The 19,459-nt window shown below is 49.6% G+C and carries 19 protein-coding genes and 2 pseudogenes; 5 read left to right on the top strand and 16 right to left on the bottom strand.

Annotated features, from left to right (window positions below):
* Positions 1-302: 302 nt before the first annotated feature.
* Entirely contained in the window at positions 303-2,384 is a 2,082-nt protein-coding gene (locus ACL2XJ_RS00815; RefSeq protein WP_413725375.1) for a DNA polymerase, read from the bottom strand.
* A gap of 56 nt (positions 2,385-2,440) precedes the next feature.
* Between ACL2XJ_RS00815 and ACL2XJ_RS00810 the strand changes: the two genes are divergently transcribed.
* Complete coding sequence (locus ACL2XJ_RS00810) at positions 2,441-2,956, top strand: hypothetical protein (protein ID WP_413725374.1); 516 nt, start codon at positions 2,441-2,443, stop codon at positions 2,954-2,956.
* A gap of 39 nt (positions 2,957-2,995) precedes the next feature.
* Here ACL2XJ_RS00810 and ACL2XJ_RS00805 read toward each other — a convergent pair.
* The 14 genes and pseudogenes from ACL2XJ_RS00805 to ACL2XJ_RS00740 all read right to left on the bottom strand — a co-directional run.
* Positions 2,996-3,208 (bottom strand): annotated as a pseudogene (locus tag ACL2XJ_RS00805) (ssDNA-binding protein); the annotation flags it as partial.
* Between the two features lie 16 nt (positions 3,209-3,224).
* Positions 3,225-4,333, bottom strand: a protein-coding gene (locus ACL2XJ_RS00800) for an IS3 family transposase (RefSeq protein ID WP_413725373.1) whose coding sequence is annotated in 2 segments (ribosomal slippage) — positions 3,225-4,084 and positions 4,084-4,333 — 1,110 coding nt in all. Because the reading frame shifts where the segments join, the coding sequence is not laid out codon by codon here.
* A 210-nt stretch (positions 4,334-4,543) separates the two neighbouring features.
* A complete protein-coding gene (locus ACL2XJ_RS00795) occupies positions 4,544-4,954 on the bottom strand; it encodes a type II toxin-antitoxin system HicB family antitoxin (protein ID WP_413725372.1) in 411 nt (136 codons plus the stop codon).
* A gap of 22 nt (positions 4,955-4,976) precedes the next feature.
* Positions 4,977-5,156, bottom strand: a complete 180-nt coding sequence (locus ACL2XJ_RS00790) for a type II toxin-antitoxin system HicA family toxin (protein ID WP_413725371.1) — start codon at positions 5,154-5,156, stop codon at positions 4,977-4,979.
* Positions 5,157-5,440: 284 nt separating this feature from the next.
* A complete protein-coding gene (locus ACL2XJ_RS00785) occupies positions 5,441-5,665 on the bottom strand; it encodes a SymE family type I addiction module toxin (protein WP_413725370.1) in 225 nt (74 codons plus the stop codon).
* A 400-nt stretch (positions 5,666-6,065) separates the two neighbouring features.
* Positions 6,066-6,206, bottom strand: a pseudogene (locus ACL2XJ_RS00780) (DUF6880 family protein); the annotation flags it as partial.
* A 12-nt stretch (positions 6,207-6,218) separates the two neighbouring features.
* Complete coding sequence (locus tag ACL2XJ_RS00775; protein ID WP_413725369.1) at positions 6,219-6,977, bottom strand: hypothetical protein; 759 nt, start codon at positions 6,975-6,977, stop codon at positions 6,219-6,221.
* 94 nt (positions 6,978-7,071) lie between these two features.
* Entirely contained in the window at positions 7,072-7,431 is a 360-nt protein-coding gene (locus tag ACL2XJ_RS00770; RefSeq protein WP_413725368.1) for a hypothetical protein, read from the bottom strand.
* Positions 7,428-7,709 (bottom strand): hypothetical protein, encoded by a 282-nt coding sequence (locus tag ACL2XJ_RS00765; RefSeq protein WP_413725367.1) that lies wholly within the window; start codon positions 7,707-7,709, stop codon positions 7,428-7,430. Before ACL2XJ_RS00765 ends, ACL2XJ_RS00770 begins: the two co-directional genes overlap by 4 nt.
* Positions 7,710-7,818: 109 nt before the next feature.
* Positions 7,819-8,613 carry an IS21-like element helper ATPase IstB gene (gene istB, locus ACL2XJ_RS00760; RefSeq protein ID WP_413725366.1) on the bottom strand — a complete coding sequence of 265 codons (795 nt, stop codon included), beginning with the start codon at positions 8,611-8,613 and terminating at the stop codon, positions 7,819-7,821.
* Positions 8,613-9,791, bottom strand: coding sequence for an IS21 family transposase (gene istA, locus ACL2XJ_RS00755; RefSeq protein WP_413725365.1), 1,179 nt, complete (start codon positions 9,789-9,791; stop codon positions 8,613-8,615). The genes istB and istA overlap by 1 nt, the downstream gene beginning before the upstream one ends.
* Positions 9,792-9,911: 120 nt before the next feature.
* Positions 9,912-11,052 (bottom strand): IS3 family transposase gene (locus ACL2XJ_RS00750; RefSeq protein ID WP_413725364.1). Its coding sequence is split into 2 segments (ribosomal slippage): positions 9,912-10,791 and positions 10,790-11,052, totalling 1,143 coding nucleotides; the frame shifts between segments, so codons are not numbered across the junction.
* A 123-nt stretch (positions 11,053-11,175) separates the two neighbouring features.
* Entirely contained in the window at positions 11,176-11,535 is a 360-nt protein-coding gene (locus tag ACL2XJ_RS00745; protein WP_413725363.1) for a hypothetical protein, read from the bottom strand.
* On the bottom strand, positions 11,532-13,211 hold the full coding sequence (locus ACL2XJ_RS00740; RefSeq protein ID WP_413725362.1) for an S-type pyocin domain-containing protein: 1,680 nt from the start codon (positions 13,209-13,211) through the stop codon (positions 11,532-11,534). The genes ACL2XJ_RS00745 and ACL2XJ_RS00740 overlap by 4 nt, the downstream gene beginning before the upstream one ends.
* A 657-nt stretch (positions 13,212-13,868) precedes the next feature.
* Between ACL2XJ_RS00740 and ACL2XJ_RS00735 the strand changes: the two genes are divergently transcribed.
* From ACL2XJ_RS00735 to ACL2XJ_RS00720, 4 genes are read left to right on the top strand one after another with little or no spacing between them, the layout of a single operon-like run.
* The gene (locus tag ACL2XJ_RS00735; RefSeq protein ID WP_413725361.1) at positions 13,869-14,657 is read left to right on the top strand and encodes an IclR family transcriptional regulator; all 789 of its coding nucleotides are present in this window, start codon (positions 13,869-13,871) and stop codon (positions 14,655-14,657) included.
* A gap of 2 nt (positions 14,658-14,659) precedes the next feature.
* Positions 14,660-15,568, top strand: coding sequence for a dihydrodipicolinate synthase family protein (locus ACL2XJ_RS00730; protein ID WP_413725360.1), 909 nt, complete (start codon positions 14,660-14,662; stop codon positions 15,566-15,568).
* 10 nt (positions 15,569-15,578) lie between these two features.
* A complete protein-coding gene (locus tag ACL2XJ_RS00725) occupies positions 15,579-17,531 on the top strand; it encodes a YjhG/YagF family D-xylonate dehydratase (protein ID WP_413725359.1) in 1,953 nt (650 codons plus the stop codon).
* A 55-nt stretch (positions 17,532-17,586) separates the two neighbouring features.
* Positions 17,587-18,936, top strand: a complete 1,350-nt coding sequence (locus ACL2XJ_RS00720; RefSeq protein ID WP_413725358.1) for a gluconate:H+ symporter — start codon at positions 17,587-17,589, stop codon at positions 18,934-18,936.
* A 175-nt stretch (positions 18,937-19,111) separates the two neighbouring features.
* On the opposite strand, the gene ACL2XJ_RS00715 is transcribed toward ACL2XJ_RS00720, so the two are convergent.
* Positions 19,112-19,390, bottom strand: a complete 279-nt coding sequence (locus ACL2XJ_RS00715; protein WP_413725357.1) for a hypothetical protein — start codon at positions 19,388-19,390, stop codon at positions 19,112-19,114.
* Positions 19,391-19,459: the final 69 nt, after the last annotated feature.

Raw genomic sequence — 19,459 nt, 5'->3', positions numbered from 1 at the left:
GATGTTGGGAAAATATGACCCTGTACGCATACGCTGTTACCATCCGGCCGACGCTCGGTCGACACCAACGTAGAGCCACATTTTGGGCAGATGCGAACGACAGGAGCAATCCGCGGGGGGGTGAACGGGGCAGGGCCAACGCAGGGACCCATCGCCGGATGGGCAGGTACAACGGGGTGTCAATTCGTCGATATGTTCGATGAGCCGCAACACAGTAACGCAATCAAATTTACCCTTGCCTACTAAAGCTATACGCCGAATTTTTTCGATCTCTTCAACTGCTAAAATTTCACTCATGTTATTTAATCCTTTCGATAGTGATAAGCTTCGAACCCGCCAGCGCTCAGCGGCAGGTCGGCGGCCCATTTTGGATTTGTTGCGAGAAGAGCGCTAAGAGCTTCGTGAGAATAGATACCGGAGTCGGGTGCTTCGGTGATCACTTCATCGTGCACGGTCAGCACAATGTCGTAACCCGCTGCCTCAACACCTGGCATGTTGCCGGCCAGCACATCGCGCGCGGCAGCTTGCGTGACGTTTTCCACCAGTTTCCCGCCGTATGTTTTGAGGCGCTGCCATTTGCGGCTGTACGGGTTGGTACCCATATAACTAATATTGCCCGCCTCGATACCGATCCCGGGGTAACAAACCGCCCGGCCTGACGGCAGGGCGATACGCAGCCAGCTACCATCCCGGCGTACCTTAAGCCGCTGGCATTGCAGCGTCACTCCCGTCGAGGCGACTGCCCGGCGTACTGTGTTCTCCAGGTCATACCAAAACGGTACGGTGGCCGAATGGGCATTGCGCCACAAACGTTTCAGTGAATCGCAGGTAATAAAAACGTGTTCGCTCAGGCCATAGGTTTTTTTGGTTTCGACCGATTTACGCCACCAACTTTGGGCCTCGCGCTGTATTGCAGCGGGGATGTTGGGCAGCGCTGCGTCGGCCAGTTCGTCGAGATCAAGGCCGTAGGTAAGGGCGAAGGTCACAAAAGCCGCGACGCCGCCGCCGTACCCGAGGCCCAGCTCCATGACTTTGCCGATTTGACGCTGATGTTTGTCCACTTCATCCGGTGATATGTTGAAGGCGCGGGCATAAGCCAGCTTATACAGGTCCGGCCCGGTACCGGCGTCATAATCCCGGAACGCTTCTAGCTTCCACTCTTCGCCAGCCAGCCAGGCCAGCACCCGGCCCTCGATATTAGACAGATCACTGACGACCAGCTTTTTCCCCGGTGGCGCCATGATGCAGCTGCGTAGCGCCGAGCTGGTCAGCTCCATCACGTTATCGAATAGCAGGTCGGCACAGCCAGCTTTCAGCGCTTCAATGCCACGGTCAATAACCGGTTGTTCCAGCGTTGGGCGCGGAAGATTTTGCGGCTGGAACAGTCGCCCGGCCCAGCGCCCGGTCCGGCTGGCGCCACAAAACTGTAGCGTGCCGCGCAGTCGGCCGTCTTTGCTTACACCATTCAGAAGTGTTTTGTATTTACTGGTACTGGTCGTACTTGACTGCAGGCGGATAGCCAACAGCTCGCGCAACGCGTCAGGCAGGTCCGGATCAGCTATGCGGCGCTCCAGGGTACTCTTTTGCATGTCCGGCAGGTCAACACCGAACGCCTGGGCGATATGGCGCAGCATGGCATCGCGCTGCGTGGCGGCCTGTACTTCGTTGTCCGTTATCACCTGCGTACGTTTGCCGAGGCGCGCCTGTTCATCCTCTACCGCGTTCAACGCGGCCGTGGCAAGCTCGATATCCATGCACACGCCGCGATCGTTAATGCGCTGGTCGAAGTGCCATAAAGCCAGCTCCTCGCCTTGATAATTCCAGACCGGCAGCTTTTTATCGATGGCGCGCATCGCTTCAATATCAAGGCTCGCATAGGCAACAAAGCGTTTCCATTCTTCCGGGTGTGTCTTCGAAGTGGCCCGGCGTAGCGCATTATTTTTCGGGCGTGGCTTGCAGAACAATTGGATCAGCGCTTTGCCTTCTTTGTCCTTTGCCTGGTCCGCCGGCACATTTAGTACTTCGCAGAGCGCACCCAGCGCGCCGGGGAGACCGTGGGCCAGCGCTTTGACCATCGTATCCCGCCAGCGCTCAACGCCGCCGACGACAAGCCCTGACATTTGGCGTCGTCGCAAATCGTGGCGTAGCATGGTGCGGTCAAAATGGCTATTGTGGGCATAAATCACTGTATTTTCGTTGCGAAGTGAGGAGAACAGCGGTACTGGGAGGGTCGTGCTTTCTGTAAAATCATGCACGCTGACGGGACCGTCATCGATGGCCCAGGCAATAAGCATGATCTCGACACCCTCGGCGTAGGAATGGGTGCCGTTTTTTATTGGTGTTTCGCAATATGTTTCAAGATCAAGCCATAGTTTTTTAAGCATGATAAGACTATGCTCCTATTACTTTTTAAGTATTTTATAAAGGGTTATATACATATATGGAATTAACAATCACTTGGGGCATAATCGCGAAGGCGTGTATAGGCTTTTTAGGTATTTATATATTAATGCCTTTGGCGTTAATAATTCGGGATTTCTTGGTCACTAAATTCATTGAGAAATTTATTTTTAATTACAGCTTTTTTAACGATCTTGAGAGGTTGCAGCGAAGTAAGGCAATGTGCGACTTCAGATACAATAAAAACGTCAGATATAACTATGATGATGGCGCGCATAAATATTTTATTGCTGATATACAGGTTAGCGAGGTGCTTTTTCATAAATATGAAAATGAAAGCGCATTGCATATGAAGACTGTTGAATCGCTTTCGCCTACGGTTACTCTAAAAATAAATTGGATGCGTTGGTCGGATAAATACTTTAAAATGAAAACTAATGGAGCTGAAATTGCCTCTAAAAGCGCTGCTCGTATATATAAAGATGCTGTAAACGAAATTAAATCTAATTATGAAGATATAATCTATAGCGATATTAGCGATGACCATACGATTTAACGCACCCAAAAATACCCGGCACGGGGCCGGGTAGGAGTGTTAGATCAGCGCGTCTGCGTCGGCGCCATCAGAAACTTCGTCAAAATCATCAGGCGTTGCTACACCGCCACCGGCGAATGCATCACCGTCCTTATAGAACTGGACACCGCCCAGCGAAGCGCTGATACCCTTGCCCTTATTGTCATAGGCATAAATGGTTATAGTGGCGTTGACGTAGCAGCCGGAATAAGGTCGGCCATCGGCAGCGGTAATGTAGTCCCCCCGGTTTTTAGTACCACTGCCAATGAGGATCTCCGACCAGTTTTTGCCTTGCGTAGATAACTGGCGGCATATCGCCGAGTGAGCTGTGTGGACGCTCCTCGTTATATTCTGTACGCCAGCTCTCTATTAAAAACCGCACTTCAGATAGCGTCCGGAACAGATACATATCAAGTATTTCTGTTCGCAGGGTTTTGTTGAACCGCTCGATAAATCCGTTTTGCATTGGCCTACCAGGCTGAATAAAGTCCAGCATGACACCGTTATCCTCTGCCCATTCCGCCAAGGCAACAGCGGTAAGTTCGGGTCCGTTGTCACTTCGAATATAAGCCGGATAACCTCTCTCGCTGCTGAGTCGGTCCAGGATACGGACGACACGATGAGCCGGTATATTTAAATCAACTTCGATTGCCAGTGCTTCCCGATTAAAATCATCGACCACATTGAACAGGCGGAACCTTCGCCCATCTATCAAGGCATCACTCATAAAATCTACTGACCAGCAATGGTTCATGTTATGCGGAATAACCAAAGGCTGGGGATGACGGTTGGGCAATCGTTTTTTTCCCTTACGCCTGAGGTTTAACTTCAACAATCGATATATGCGGTAAACCCGTTTTGCATTCCAGATCTGTCCGAACTGACGTAACTTATTGAGCATCAGACCAAAGCCATAGGCCGGATACTGTTGCGCCAGGTTTTGTAATGCCTCTATCACCGGCAGGTCCCGCGCGGTGTTATGGCGATAATGCAAAAGACTTAGACTGATGCCAATAATCCGACACCCGCGACGCTCGCTGGCGTGATGTTCCTTCATGACATAACGCACCAACTCACGTTTCTCAGGTGCCGTTAAAGTTTTTTTGCTAAGACATCCTTAAGGATTTCATGATCCACGCTCAGGGAGGCATACATCTGCGTTAGTCGGCGATTTTCTTCTTCAAGCTCTTTCATCCGCTTGATATCAGAGGATTCCATCCCGCCGTATTTGGATTTCCAGTTATAGTAGCTGGCTTCTGAAACACCGTTTTCGCGACAGACATCCTTCACATGCCGGCCACCATCAACTTCTTTCAGGACTCGCAAGATCTGAGTTTCAGTGAAACGCGCTTTCTTCATGATGAGCCTCCCGTTGGTTGCATTTTAACCAGAGAACTCCATCAAGCGGTAAGACTAAATTCAGGGGGGACTACACTATGGAGGAACACTTGACAGAAACAACGACTGAATCATTTCCAGATAATTTTGAGTACAAAAAATATTAAACAACAACTTTCTATATCAAAATAAAGATATAAAAAGGGGACGGGTTGTTGTCCGTTACGGTAGTTACAGTTTCGGCATGGACACAATCTTATCCGCTGCGATCTGTGAAAGAAAACCCGAACGGCTTCCGTATTCCGGATGGCTGGCAACAAACTGATCGATGCGACGAATCAGTAATGATGGCAGTGTGACATTTATTTTCTCAGATTTACCCATTAAACGGGTTAAATCCACATCGACTACTGCCCAGATAACCCCTTCATAATCCGAGTCAGCCAGGTAGTTATCAATACTGGTAGCTTGCGGCACTGGCTCTCCATCTTCGAGTAATAGTTCAATATGTGCCTCAATGGCTTCGCGAACGCTTTTAATAGCATCATTAAAATCATTACCACCCGAAAAACACCCAGGAATATCAGGCACACGAACGCCAATAGATGATTTGCCTTTATCAATAGCAACTGGATATAACATTCAAATCTCCAAGAGTAAGAGCTTAAAGCCCTGCCTGCTTTTTTATACTTCTCAGCGTGGGTAGCGGTATGTCCTTCTGTGGATGTTTTACCGTTACCAATCCCTTTATTATCGAGTGCTTGAACTGGTGATGACTGCCTTTCACTCTCACGAGATACCATCCTTTAGCTTCAATCATCGCTATTGCATTCCTGCTGTCCATTCCCCGGCTTGCTCCTGACTTAGGGGTTATAGTAACCTCGCTACATGAGCGGGTCAAGAAAATTTGGAGTTATTGGGGGTATCGATATGATTTTATAAGAGGTGATTTTAATTCCTCTAGAAAAAATAAAATGAATTTGTGGTTTTATTTGTCCAAGGGTCTGCCATCAATCAATATATCGAGTAAAAAATATTCCGGAGTTAATTATAATGATGCCTCAGAGCTCAATTCTCGTCAAAGACAACTAATAACTAACCCCGCTAATGACCTACTTGCTTATTTATTTACACCAGCAATTCCGTATCAATGATCAGCTGTCCATTTTTTACCGTCACGGTCACCTTTTTGCCGGTGGTAAAACCGCACTGGTGCAGCCAGCGGCCTTTTAGCATCAATGCCGGCGCAGCATTGGGCATGCCGCCATTTGGAACGTAGCTAACAGTATAATAACGGGTATCAACTTTTTCTTGGGTTGAGCGGGGTTCTGACTTAATATGCTTTTTAGCCATGGTGACTAGCCTCGATAGTTGCTGATGGTGAGCGGCGGTAGGGCGCTTCAACGCCTTATCGCCGCGTTAATATAGTACTGACTTCGTTTATAACCCTATTAAGAATCAGATGCTTTACGGATGTTGTTAATAACAATACGAAAGCGCTAATTCACCAAAATTAAATAACCAGGATTATACTGGATACTTTATCAGTGAGATGAAGGAAAATCCACCAAAAAAATAAATTAATAACTCAGCATAATAACGATGATATATAGTTAATCATAACGTGGTGATTCTTGTTAATGTAAGTTTATTAGCGTTGATACAAAAACGAATAAGACGACTTATTCCGGCCAACCCATCTTTCTCTTTAAAATCAAGAATCACAATTATTGAAATCATTAAATGGGAAGTATTAATCCAGCCGCTGCCAAAAAGATTTTTTTCGCCTATGCTGTTGCCGAAGTTTAACCTGATACTCCTGCCAAGAGGGCAGGGGATCATACCGTTCTATCTCTGCATCCAGCCGGGCCAGCTGTCGATAGTAATCTTCCGCGTGGTGATAGGCTTAGCTGCGCCCGGACGCAAGAATGTCCTCTAACAGCAACCGATAGCACGCCGCCTCGGCCAGGTGTTCTTGTGCTTGATGGAATACCTCTGCCCAATCAAGCAGCGTGCCGTAAAAAACGTTCAGTTGCGCAATATGCGTGAGAAGCTGCTCTTTTGCTTCTGTTATCCCATGACAGGCGATCAGCGTATTGATACGTAATTGAAGATGAGAGATTTTCAAGGCGTTTATAATCGCCTGTGCTTCCATTGCCGGTTTTTCATTTTCCGGCAATATTTCCAGCAATGCCTTGAGGCGCAAATGATCGGGGGACAGTTGGTAGGCTTCACGCCGCAGTTCCAGCAATTCCTGATGACGGCCCAGCAGTTTATAAGTCGCGTCCAGTAAGCTTAACCTTTTAGATTCAAAACGCTTATCCCATGTTCCCTGCAGCCATTTCAACGCGGATTCGCCATCATTTACACTGAGACAAAACTCGATAATATTTTGTTTTTGCGATTCATTTGGTCTTGGCGAACTGATTAATACAGAACTCTCGAACATATTGGCATCCCCCAGGGCTTGCGCCACTGCTTTGATACCTAGCGCTGCCTTGACCGCCCCGTAGTTGTCACCTCGTTTAAAGGGCGCCGCCTGCTTGAACGCATTTTCAAAAAGCCCGGATATTTGCAGCAACTCATCTTTTGTTAACAGGCCACCGCTTTTGGCGATTAAGCCATCCCAAACGGCGCAACCATTGTCGTTATCGCAAATGGTCAATTATAAACTTAACTTACGCGCCCAGTCACGTAAGCTTCAATGCGAAACGTGCCGCAAATTTGATAAATACCCGGCCGAAGCCGGGATAAAAACATCATTTATGTGGGAAGTTGTAGTGTTCCGGAAGCTCGTAATTTTCGGGTATATCGGGCCAAATTGATGAGCTGCGTAACAAATCAGCATCATCTTTAAAATCCTCAAAAAAGTTAGATAAATTCATTGCGTATACCCTAATGTAAACCAAAGCAACTTTTGCAGCAACTTTATCGTCAGCATCTTCGGCTTTATCTAACAAAATAACTGCATCTTGAAGCTTAGCCATGTTGTTTTCAAATCTTTTATCAAGATCAGCATTATAATCAAAAGACAAATCTTTTTCATTGTTTGAATATGCATCTTGTAAAATTCCAATGAATCTCATCCTCAGTCTTGAAAAAATATTGCTCTCTTTCATTTTGGTAATATCCTTCCTTCAGCAATTGCTTTATCTGTCTTAGTCTTATTAATGCTACCATCCAAATCTAGAACGCAGTTAATTTTATTATTTTTATCGAATACTTCGATATGGTTGTTATGTTTAGCATCCAAGTAGAACTGCCTTCCTTTGGTGAGATAATCATTAATATCATTAGTGACTACATAAACAGTTCGCCCCTGATAGATTTTGCTGGTTTTTTGTGAATTATCCTTCGCGTGCTCGCCAAACCCGGTTTGTTTAAAAAACTCACCCATATTGCCCACAGCGCCTTGATTAGGCCGGTAGCTTTCTTTCCTGCCGCTCTGTCAACATCGCGAAGTGGCGGCAGGTTTTCATCGTCCAAATGTCCAGTGTTTGTCGTTATCAATCTGCATCAGCTAATGTATCATTCGGTACTTTTACCGACGCCGTTTTAGCTGATAACATTCCTGCCTTGCGTTTATCTTTCAGCCGGTAGCTCTGTCCTTTTATATTAACCGTGGTTGAGTGATGCAGTAAGCGGTCCAGGATCGCCGATGCCAGCACGTTATCCCCGAACACTTCTCCCCAGTCCACGAAGCTTTTATTCGAGGTCAGTATGATGCTCGCTTTTTCATAACGCCGGTTCAGTAGCCGCAAGAACAGGCTCGCTTCTTCCCGCGTCATCGGCAGATAGCCGATTTCATCGAGGATCAGCACCCGGCTATAGCTTAACAGTTGGATCTGCCTCTCCAGGCGGTTTTCCTGTTTGGCCTTGAGCAGCGTTGCCATCAGTTTATCCAGCGGCGTGAACAGCACCCGGTGACCGCCATCCGCTGCTTTGACGCCCAAGGCCACCGCCAGATGGGTTTTCCCCACCCCCGGCGGTCCCAGCAAGATAACATTTTCATTGCGCTCCACGAACGCCAGTCCCGCCAACTCGCGGATCACTTTGCGGTCTATCCCCGGCTGGAAGGTGAAGTCGAACTGCTCCAACGTTTTTATCCAGGGTAACCGGGCCTGCTTGAGCCGTGATTCCAGGCCCCGGCTACGGCGCCCGTTCCATTCCTGTGACAAGGCGCGGATCAAGAACTCACGATAGTTCAGCTCTTCTTTCGTGGCCTGCTCCAGCAGGTTTTCCACCGCGCCGCTCAGATGGTCCATTTTCAGCCGGGTCAGTAAGTTTTCCAGTTCGTTCATCACTGTAGTCCCTCATAGGCATCCAGCGGTCGTTGCTCTACCTGGCAGGTCCGCTGCCACAGCGCCTGATGATGTTCCGGCACCGTCTGCCATCCGGCGGTGACCGGTGACAACTGATGGCGGGCGATAAGTTCATCATTGCCGTAGACGCGTAACTCATCGTCCAGGGTAATGCGTACCGTGACCTGACGCCCGCACCATGCTTCGGGCAGGCTGTAACGGTTGCCCTGCACGTCGATGTAGCCATCCCAGGCTGCCTGGCGGGTGTCGTGGTAACTGGTATCGAACGGCCCGGCGGGTAACGGTTGCAGGGCGGTTTTTTCAGTCATGAACCGCTCTGCCGGTGTCTGATGGAACTGGCGCAGGTCGCGTTGATCGGCCTCATGCGCCAGCCACTGGCTCAGGAGCTGATTGACGTGCGCAAAACTGTCGAACCGGCAATAGTGAACGAAGAAGTTGTGTTTCACATAACCCACCATGCGCTCTACTTTCCCTTTGGTCCTGGGCCGGTGAGGCCGGCAGGCGCGGGGGATAAAGCCGTAGTGCTTCGCCAGCGACTGGAACCCGGCGTTGAAGATAACCTCGCCGGTATTATCGTGTTTGAGCACCGCGGCCTTCTGGTTATCAACCAGCACGGTTTTCACGCTGCCGCCGAAGTAACCGAACGCCTGCACCAGCGATTCGTAAGTGTGCTCCGCATCCTGGCAAGGCGCGGCGAAGACATGAAAGCGGCGCGAGTAGCCCAGCGTATTGCCCACGAAGTTGATTTTACATGGCTGGCCCGCCACTTCTGCTTCCACTTCACCCCAGTCATGCTGCAACTGATAACCGGGCTGCGTTTCGAAGCGGACGGTTTCACGACCATGCCGGAGTCGGCGTTTGGGCTGGATATATTCCCGCAGCACAGTGGTGCCTCCATCGTAGCCTTGCGCCTTGATTTCCTGAAAAATCACTTGCGCGTTCCAGACATGTTCGCTCAGGCGCATATCGATAAAAGCCATATAGGGTTCAAGTTTGCGCATACGCCGTCGTGAAGACGCCCGGCGAGGACGTTCAGGCTCAAGTAGGTGCCGCCTGACCGTGCGTTCTGAACACCCGATCTGATGGGCAATGTCGATAATATAAGCGCCTTGAGTGCGCATTTGTTTTATCATTAGATGGTCCCCTCTGCTTAACATAGCGCTTCCTTTTTCGGTGTAGGAACCTTAAAGAAAGACCATGTTGGGTGGAGTGGACAACTTTTCCGATGAATTACGACCTTATATCAGCGATGCCGACACATTGACCCGAACCCCAAATTAACTCCGACCATTATTGGAAATTACCGGTTCGTTTGATCTGTCATTCTGCTCTGATCCGGCGGATTCTCGGGCATATTCCGCTGGTGTTTGCCACCCCAGGGAAGAATGGGGTCGACTCTGATTATAAAATACTCTCCACGCCTCGATTTTGCACCGGGCATCATCCAGAGACATGAACCAATTCTCGTTCAAACACTCTTGCCGCAGCCGGCCGTTGAAGGATTCCACCGTGGCATTGTCCGTCGGTTTACCCGGTCGGGAAAAATCGATCTTTATCCGGCGTTCATACACCCACTTGTCCAGCATTTTACCGGCAAATTCGCTGCCATTGTCGGCCTTGAGCATTAACGGCAAGTGTCGGCTAAAGGCGATAGTGTTCAGCATATTAATGACATTGCCTGCCCGCAGATTTTGCCCTACGCAGATCCCCAGGCATTCGCAGGTAAACAGATCGATGATGGTCAACAATCTCAAGCGGCGCCCGTCATACAGCGCGTCCGAGACAAAATCCATGCCCCAGATATGATTGGGGTGGTTTCCTCGCTGTACCGGTTGGCGGGAACGGGCTGATTTATTCCGGTGCGGACGCTTCAGACGCAATGACAACCCCTGATCCCGATACAGGCGATAGATCCTTTTATGGTTATCACGCCAGCCCTCGCGCCTGAGCAGGATATGTACCCGCCGATAACCATAATGGACGCGCGTCTCGGCGATCTCCCGGATACGCAGGCCTAAGGCACCTGAATCACGCACGACCGACCGATTTCGCACTGAACTGCGGCTGGCGTTGAGCGCACCACACACCTGACGCTGACTGGCTCCATAGCGCGTCTGTAAGTCGAGGATCCATTCACGTAACCGCGTCAGCGTTATATTTTTTTGACAACACATCCTGCAGCATGGCTTTATCGAGGCTCAAATCAGCCACCAACTTCTTCAGCCGGGTATTCTCCTCCTCCAGTTGCCGCAAGTGCTTCAATTCGGACGGAGACAACCCACCGAATCGTTTTCGCCCGATGTAAAACGTGGCATCGGAAATGCCCAATTTGCGGCAGACCTCCGGGACCGGTGTACCCAGTTCGGCCTGTTTGAGTGCAAACGCGATCTGCTCTTCGGTGTAGCGGGACTTTTTCATCGGCATCACCTCGTCAACGGGATGGTTTTATCATGCCGGATTTCCAGTTCAGGTTGGAGCAGAATTCGGGGGTAGGGTCACAGTGAATATGAGATTTTCCCGACCGAAGCCGGGAAGCGAATATCAATAACGAGGAAAATTATAGTGTTCAGGTACCTGATAGTTATCAGGCATATCACATGTATATAAAGCTTTTGATAATCGCAAAGTGTCGTCTTTCATATAATCAAAGAAATTAGCAAGCCCCATGGAAAATATTTTGATATAGACTAAAGCTGCTCTTACTGCCAGGTCGTCTTTGGCGATCCTGGCTTTTCTTAACAATTTGATGGCATTTTGTAATCTGATCATGTCGTTCTGAAACCTTTCATCGAAATCATTTTTATAATCAAGGTATAATTCTTCCATTGTGAGAGATGCCAATTCGTCTACAATAGCTTTATAATCAATTACCATCTCACCAAATACTGTGTTTTCTATCATTTCAAAGTCCTTCCTTCGCCGTCAGCTTTATCTGTTTTGTCAGAATTGATGCTACCATCCAAATTCAGCACGTGTTTAAATTTATCTTTCAAATCGAAAACTTCTAAATGATTTTTATGCATACCATCCAGATAAAACTGGTCGCCCTTTAGGAGATCTTGGCTAATATCATTATTAGCCCTGTAAACAGTTTGCCCCTGAAAGATTTTGCTGGTTTTTTGTGAATTATTCTTCGCGTGCTCGCCAAAACCGGTTTGTTTAAAAAACTCGCCCATATTGCCCACAGCGCCTTGATTAGGCCGGTAGCTTTCTTTCCTGCCGCTCAGCATAACATAGATCGGCTTGTCAGCGGTTTCAAGCGGCGGAACCACAATCAGATCACCATCAAAACCGGGCAAAGTCGTCACTGTAGGCAAAGCAATGGGCTGTGCATTATTACCGGTATGGATAACAGGCTTAGGGCCAATCTCTGGTGTGATTATGGCCCCCAGGCCTGCGCTGCCCGGAGCTTCCGCCGGCGTCACTAAAATGGTGCTGGCCGGTAACGCGTCCGTACCAGGCAGAGTGCATTGATAATTACCTTTACCGTCAGGTATGCCTGTAACGACGCGAACGGGCGTGGGTTGTTCAGTCCTAATCAGTTCAATGGCTATCTGGCTGTTTGTTAAAACCAGACGGCCTCTGATGGGGACATCAATGGTGTTATGTTCCAGAGCAGCTAGGCGTAAACGCTCTTCTGATGGCATGTTGAGCATTGCGGCCGGTAGCGTCTTGACGAAATGTTTTTCGCCGGACACATTATCGCTTCCCACTCCCGCCTCCTTGGGATAAAGCCCAGCAATAATGATGGCGGCGTGCGGGCCCGCTTTTGAAGATGAGGCAATCGCGCCCAGTTCAGCCAGGGCAGCCGTAATTCTCGCCAATAGACCTTCAGCAGCGGGCGCCGTAGAGGCCAAACCTGCTGCGGCAGCCATAGCTGCTGCTTGGCTCGGGCTGGGAAGAGCCTCATAGGTCTGAATGTTTTCTTGATTCAATTGCCTCGCAGCAATGAGCTCTTTGGCCACTTTGGCCGCATCATCGGCTTTTCTCTGCGCTTCAATGGCCTCATTTGCCCGTCGCTTGGCTTCGGCGGCCTCATCCGCTTTCCTTTGGGCTTCCTCCCGCTCTCTTGCCGCTGCCGCTTCTTGAGCTAATTTTTGTTGCTCCGCTTCCCGATTTTTTGCTTCTTCTTGTTCTCGAAGTCTTGCCTCTTCTTGGGCCTGACGTTGCATGTTTTCCTGCTGTCTTGCTGCTTCTTCCGCCCTCATTCTGGCGTTGGCTTCTTGAACGTCGGCTTGCGTTTTAGCTTTCATGTCAGCCAATTTTTTTTGCTGTTCCGCCCTGGCCTGTTCCATTCTTCGGTTGGTTTCTTCGTTTCGTTTTTTTTGTTGCTCGGCCTGTTTTTTTTGTAGGTCAGTTATTTGGTCACGAATCTTTTGATTAGATTGCTGAAGATTGTTATTGAGATTACTTAATGATGTATTTAATTTTCCTACGGCTCGCGGACTTGGGCCTCCCAATCCAGCATTGGATGCCCCCGTTAAATGACTTATTGGCCCATAAGGGGTCTGAGTGATTGATCTGCCATTTCCTTGGTATGTGGTCTTCCCAGTTGAGTGTATCGGCTTGATAGGCATATTCTTTCCCTAGATTAATTGATGAAAGTGAAAATTTTATGTGCTATTTATTTTATTTGACGGAATGACCTAACCATTTCCAGAAGCATGTCAAATCAAAAATAAACCGCTATAAGTAATTAATCATAGGGACGTTCAAAAATGCTTAAACAAATAGTCTGAAGAGGGAGGATGATAAACGGATATTTAACGCTAGGTAATGGGATAATAATCGATTCTTAAAAAATAAACAACGCAGCAGAATAATGGTATCATACCTATTGCAATAATCTTATTTTTGTTCTTTTAACACGGATTTATTAGCATCAGTAATTAATAATCAAAAACGCTCCGATAGAGTGAGAAGTTTGATATGATTTCTACCATAAGATATAACAATCATGATAACACCTGTAAAACCCCGCCCACAGTACAGCAAAAATATGCACTGGATCACATTCCAGCCCTCGATCCCGGTTCAGCATGTTGAACTAGGTCTATTTTCCGCCGAACCGACGGAATAGACTTTATATAACCGTCATACTTCAAGTCGCAGGTGTGTTGGCTTTCCTCGCTCACCCCAGTCACTTACTGGAGTAAGCTCCTGGGGATTCGCTGCGTCGCCGCCTTCCTGCAACTTGAATTATTTAGGGTATATCAATCTGAATCGGAGCGGTTATGGGCGGTAAAGGATGTACTTCATTAATCAGGGCTGAAAAAATACTGACGCATATTGCTTATGTGGGTAACGCAAGTTTTATGGAGCTGGTCAAAGAGTTCCAATACCCGAAAAGTAGCATGCTGAATTTATTGGATGTCATGGTCGAATGCGGCTTTCTGATCAAAAGCGAGCAAAATCAATATTTGCTTGGCATAAAAAACTACGAGCTGGGTTGCCAGGCGCTGCATCGGAAAAACATTTTTGAAGTGACAAAACGTCCGATGCAGGAGCTTTCCATGAAAAGCGGCCTGGTATGCCATCTAGGAGCGATGGAAAACACGTATGCAATCTATCTTGATAAAGTAGAAAGCCCTGAATCCGCGCCCACACGTAAGAGCTGGATAGGTAAAAAACTGGAATTGCATATAACGGCTCTGGGGAAAGCCTTGCTGGCCTGGAAACCTTTGGAGGAGATGGATTATTTTCTCGATGCTCTGGTGTTGACGGAACACACCAGGAATACCTTGACGGATAAACGTCTGTTCAGAGATGAATTGCAAAAGACACGTCTGCGGGGATGGTCAATAGACAACGAAGAATCCACCTATGGTGCGGTATGTCTGAGTATGCCCGTTTTCAATATCTATAACAGGGTTAATTATGCCATTTCACTGTCTGGTGACCCGGTTATTTTTTCAGGCAATAAAGTCGATGGTTATATTGAATTGCTCAGGCAATGTGCAGACCAGATATCTTATGGACTGGGTTACAGAAATCAGAATGATTTCTTAAAAAAAAGGAAATGACGATGAATAAAAAATTCAGAGGGATTATCCCTCCGGTATCCAGCACTTTTGATGCCAATGGCAATATTGATAAGCCCGCCTTGCAGCAGGTGGCCGATTTTCTGATTGAGAAAGGCGTCAACGGATTGTTCTATCTGGGAACGGGAGGCGAATTCAGCCAGATGACTGTCCGGCAGCGCTTGGAATTCACCGAGGCGGCTGTCGCTGCGGTAAACTATCGCGTTCCGGTATTGATTGGGGTCGGTTCCACCTCCACTGACGAGGCGGTGCAGTTGGCGGAATATGCCCAGACCTGTGGCGCGGATGGCGTGGTGGCCATTAATCCCTACTACTGGAAAGTGGGCAGCGCCAACCTGGATGATTATTACCATCGTATTGCGGCCAGCGTCAGCCTGCCGGTTATTCTCTACAATTTCCCGGACCTTACCGGGCAGGATTTGAGCCCGGAAATCGTTAAACGTCTGGTGTTACAAAACGAGAATATTGTGGGCATCAAGGACACTATCGACAGTGTCAGTCATTTGCGGACCATGATTAATACCATCAAACCTGTTCGTCCCGATTTTTCGGTATTTTGCGGCTACGATGATCACTTGCTGAATACCCTTTTATTGGGAGGCGATGGTGCGATAAGCGCCAGCGCCAACTTCTCGCCTGAGTTATCCGTGGGAATATATACGGCTTTTCAGGAGAACGATCTTGCCGCGGCCGCTGTGCTTAATAAGAAACTGCTGCAGCTTCCCTCCCTCTACTCTCTGGAAACGCCGTTTGTATCTCTGATCAAATATGCCATGCAGTGTGTGGGTTTGCCGGTAAATACCTACTGTCTGCCGCCGATTCTCGAGGCTTCTGAAGACGCGAAAAGGAAAGTCCGCGAGCTGTTGTTAGCCCAGGGCATTTTAAAATCATAAGGGGAATATCATGTCTGTTCGCGATATTTTTGATGAAGGCAATCAGGATATCTTCCGGGTCAGGACACATGCCGCCGGCCCGGATGGGGAATTGCCACTTACCCCGGACATGCTGATCAATCGCCCCAGCGGCGATATTTTCGGCATGACCATGAATGCCGGTATGGGGTGGACGCCGGACGAGCTGGACCGTGACGAGATCCTGTTGATTAGCACCCTTGGCGGGATGCGCGGGCCTGAGGGCAAACCCATTGCGCTGGCGCTGCACCAGGGGCATTACGAGCTGGATATCCAGATGAAAGCCGCGGCGGAGGTCATCAAGGCGCAGAACGCGCTGCCTTATGCCGTTTATGTCTCTGACCCTTGCGATGGCCGTACTCAAGGCACCGTCGGGATGTTTGATTCCCTACCTTATCGCAATGACGCCTCCATGGTGATGCGCCGCTTGATCCGTTCCTTGCCGGGGGCAAAGGCGGTTATCGGCGTGGCGAGCTGCGACAAGGGGTTGCCCGCCACGCTGATGGCATTGGCATCCCAGCATGACAAAGCCACGGTGTTGATTCCGGGCGGGGCGACGCTGCCCGCCGTTAACGGCGAGGACAACGGCAAAGTACAGACAATCGGGGCGAGGTTCGCTAACGGCGAATTATCGCTGCAAAGCGCCCGCCGTTTGGGATGCCAGGCCTGTGCCTCTTCCGGCGGCGGCTGCCAGTTCCTGGGAACCGCCGGCACCTCGCAGGTTGTGGCTGAGGGACTCGGACTGGCGCTGCCGCATTCCGCGCTGGCGCCGTCGGGGGAGCCGGTTTGGATTGAGATAGCCAGGGCGTCGGCGCGGGCCGCCGTGCTGCTGCATAAAAAAGGCATCACCACTAAAGATATCCTCACCGATGAGGCCATCGAAAATGCCATGATGGTCCATGCCGCTTTTGGCGGCTCAACCAATTTGCTGCTGCATATTCCGGCTATCGCCCACCAGGCCGGCTGCAGGATTCCGACGGTTGACGACTGGATCCGGATCAATAAACAGGTGCCTCGCCTGGTGAGCGTGCTGCCTAACGGCCCGGTTTATCATCCCACCATAAGGGCCTTTATGGCGGGGGGCGTGCCGGAGGTGATGTTGCACCTGCGCCGGCTCGGGCTGTTGCATGAAGACGTGATGACCGTGACGGGAAGCCGGCTGAAAGATAACCTGGACTGGTGGGAGCAGTCGGAAAGGCGGCGGACATTCAAAGCGCTGCTGGTGAAACAGGATAATGTCGAACCGGATGATGTCATTATGTCGCCAGAGCAGGCGCGGGCGCGCGGCTTGACGTCCACCATCACCTTTCCGATGGGCAATATCGCGCCGGAAGGATCGGTTATCAAATCCACCGCTATCGATCCCAGCGTGATTAACGAAGACGGCATCTATTACCATAAAGCCCCGGTTAAAGTGTATCTCTCCGAAAAAACCGCTATTTACGATATCAAACACGAGAAAATCAAAGCCGGCGATATTCTGGTGATTATCGGCGCGGGTCCTTCCGGTACCGGAATGGAGGAAACCTATCAGGTGACCAGCGCGTTGAAACACCTCTCCTATGGCAAGCAGGTGTCGCTGATTACCGATGCCAGATTCTCCGGCGTTTCCACCGGCGCCTGTATCGGACATGTCGGGCCGGAAGCCCTGGCAGGGGGTGCTATCGGGAAATTACGCACCGGCGATATCGTCGAAATAAAAATCGACTGTAGGCAATTGCACGGCGAGGTCAATTTCCTGGGCACTGCCGCGGATGAAACGCTTCCCACACGGGAAGACGCCACGGCCATTCTGAATGCCAGAACCAGCCATCCCGATTTAATGCCGGATCCGCAATTACCGGATGACACGCGTCTTTGGGCTGTATTACAGGCGGTCAGCGGCGGAACATGGAAGGGCTGTATATATGATGTAGATAAAATATGTGCTGCATTAAAAGCATGACGAAATATTGAAATAAATAAAAAGAACATCTTTACCTTATTATTGAGAGGTTATTATGCCACTGTTAATTGTTGTGGTAGGTATTGCTGCACTCCTACTTTTAACCATAAAAATAAAACTGAATACCTTTGTATCGTTGGTTATCGTTTCCATTGGCGTCGCCATCGCCAGCGGAATGCCGTTAAATAAAGTCGTCACCTCGGTCGAATCAGGATTGGGCGGCACGTTGGGCCATATCGGCCTGATATTCGGTTTTGGCGTGATGCTGGGGCGGTTATTAGCTGATGCCGGCGGGGCGCAGCGTATTGCCCTGACCATGCTGAAATATTTCGGCGCCCGTAAACTGGATTGGGCTGTGGTGTGTTCCGCTTTTATCGTTGGTATAGCCTTGTTTTTTGAAGTGGGGCTGATCCTGCTGGTGCCTATTTTATTCGCCATCGCCCGGGAAGCGAAAATTTCCCCCATGAACATGTGCGTGCCGATGCTGGCGGGATTGCTGGTTGCCCACGGTTTTTTGCCCCCTCATCCCGGCCCCACCATGATAGCCCGTGAGTATGGGGCGGATGTGGGCGTGGTGTTGCTTTACGGCGTGCTGGTGGGGATACCGGTATTTATCCTTTGCGGTCCGTTGCTTAATAAGCTGTGTAAGCGCTTGATTCCGGAGGCCTTCAAAAAGGCCGGTAATATCGAATCCCTGGGAGTTGAAAAGAATTTTTCCGAAGCGGATATGCCGGGGTTCGCCATCAGCTTCTTCACCGCCATGCTGCCTGTGATCCTGATGGCATTGGTGACCATTATCCAAATGGCCCGCCCGAAGGATGCCGGCGATCCGGGTACGCTGTATTCGATTATCCTATTTATCGGTAATTCCACCATTGCCATGCTGGTGTCTCTGCTGTTTGCCCTTTACGCCATGGGGGTTGGCCGAGGGAAAAAGATCCCGGAACTTATGGCTTCCTGCGGCCAGGCCATCGCGGGTATTGCCGGCCTGTTGTTGATTATCGGCGGGGGTGGCGCGTTTAAACAGGTATTGATTGATTCCGGGGTGGGAAGTTACATTTCATCGCTGGTCTCCGGCATGGATATCAGTCCTATCCTGATGGCGTGGGGTGTAGCGGCCTTTTTCCGAATTTGCCTCGGTTCCGCAACCGTTGCGGCAATATCCACCGCCGGCCTGGTTATTCCTTTGCTTTCCACCCATCCGCAGACCAATCTGGCCATGATCACCTTGGCTACCGGCGCCGGTTCCTGTATCTGCTCCCATGTGAATGATGCCAGCTTTTGGATGGTAAAAAACTTCTTTGGCCTGACAACGAAAGAAACATTCTTATCCTGGACGCTAATGTCCACACTGTTATCCATCAGCGGCCTTATTTTTATATTCATTTTGGATATGATGATTTAGCGGCAATCGTTGCTGCTGCATCAGCGCGCATTGCGACAATATACATCTCTTCCATGTAAGTAATGAGCCGGCGCCTTACGGCGCCGGCTGAGTTAGAGGATAAAGTGCCTGCCTCATCTTATTGACTCAGGGTATGTTTGTCGGCAGTCTGAGCCTCCGATAATGACCCCGGCCATCAATCAGTGAAATCCGTGGCTTGCGAAGCGCCCTTCCAGGCCGCAAGATCCCCGCTGACGGCCTTCAGTTTCTCCTCGGCCAGTTCATTGGCTCTCTGACCCGCGAACAGATGAACAGGAGGTTGTGCCGCACCGGCCGCTTGTATGATGAGCAACGCCAGTTTTTCCGGGTCGCCCACCTGCTTGCCATCCAGCCCATTCAGGTGCAAATCCAGCGATGCCTGGGCGGCGGTGTAGTCGGCAATATAGTGATGAGGTATCTGATAGGTACCAGGCATATCACATCTATATAAAGCGTTGGATAATTACAAAGTGTCGTCTTTCATATAATCAAAGAAATCCGCATG

It is taken from the genome of Sodalis sp. RH16, assembly GCF_047324245.1.
In the GTDB taxonomy this organism is placed as follows: Bacteria; Pseudomonadota; Gammaproteobacteria; order Enterobacterales; family Enterobacteriaceae; genus Acerihabitans; species Acerihabitans ligni.
The sequence above is the reverse complement of the archived record's forward strand: the minus strand, read 5'-3'. Positions and strand labels throughout refer to the sequence as shown.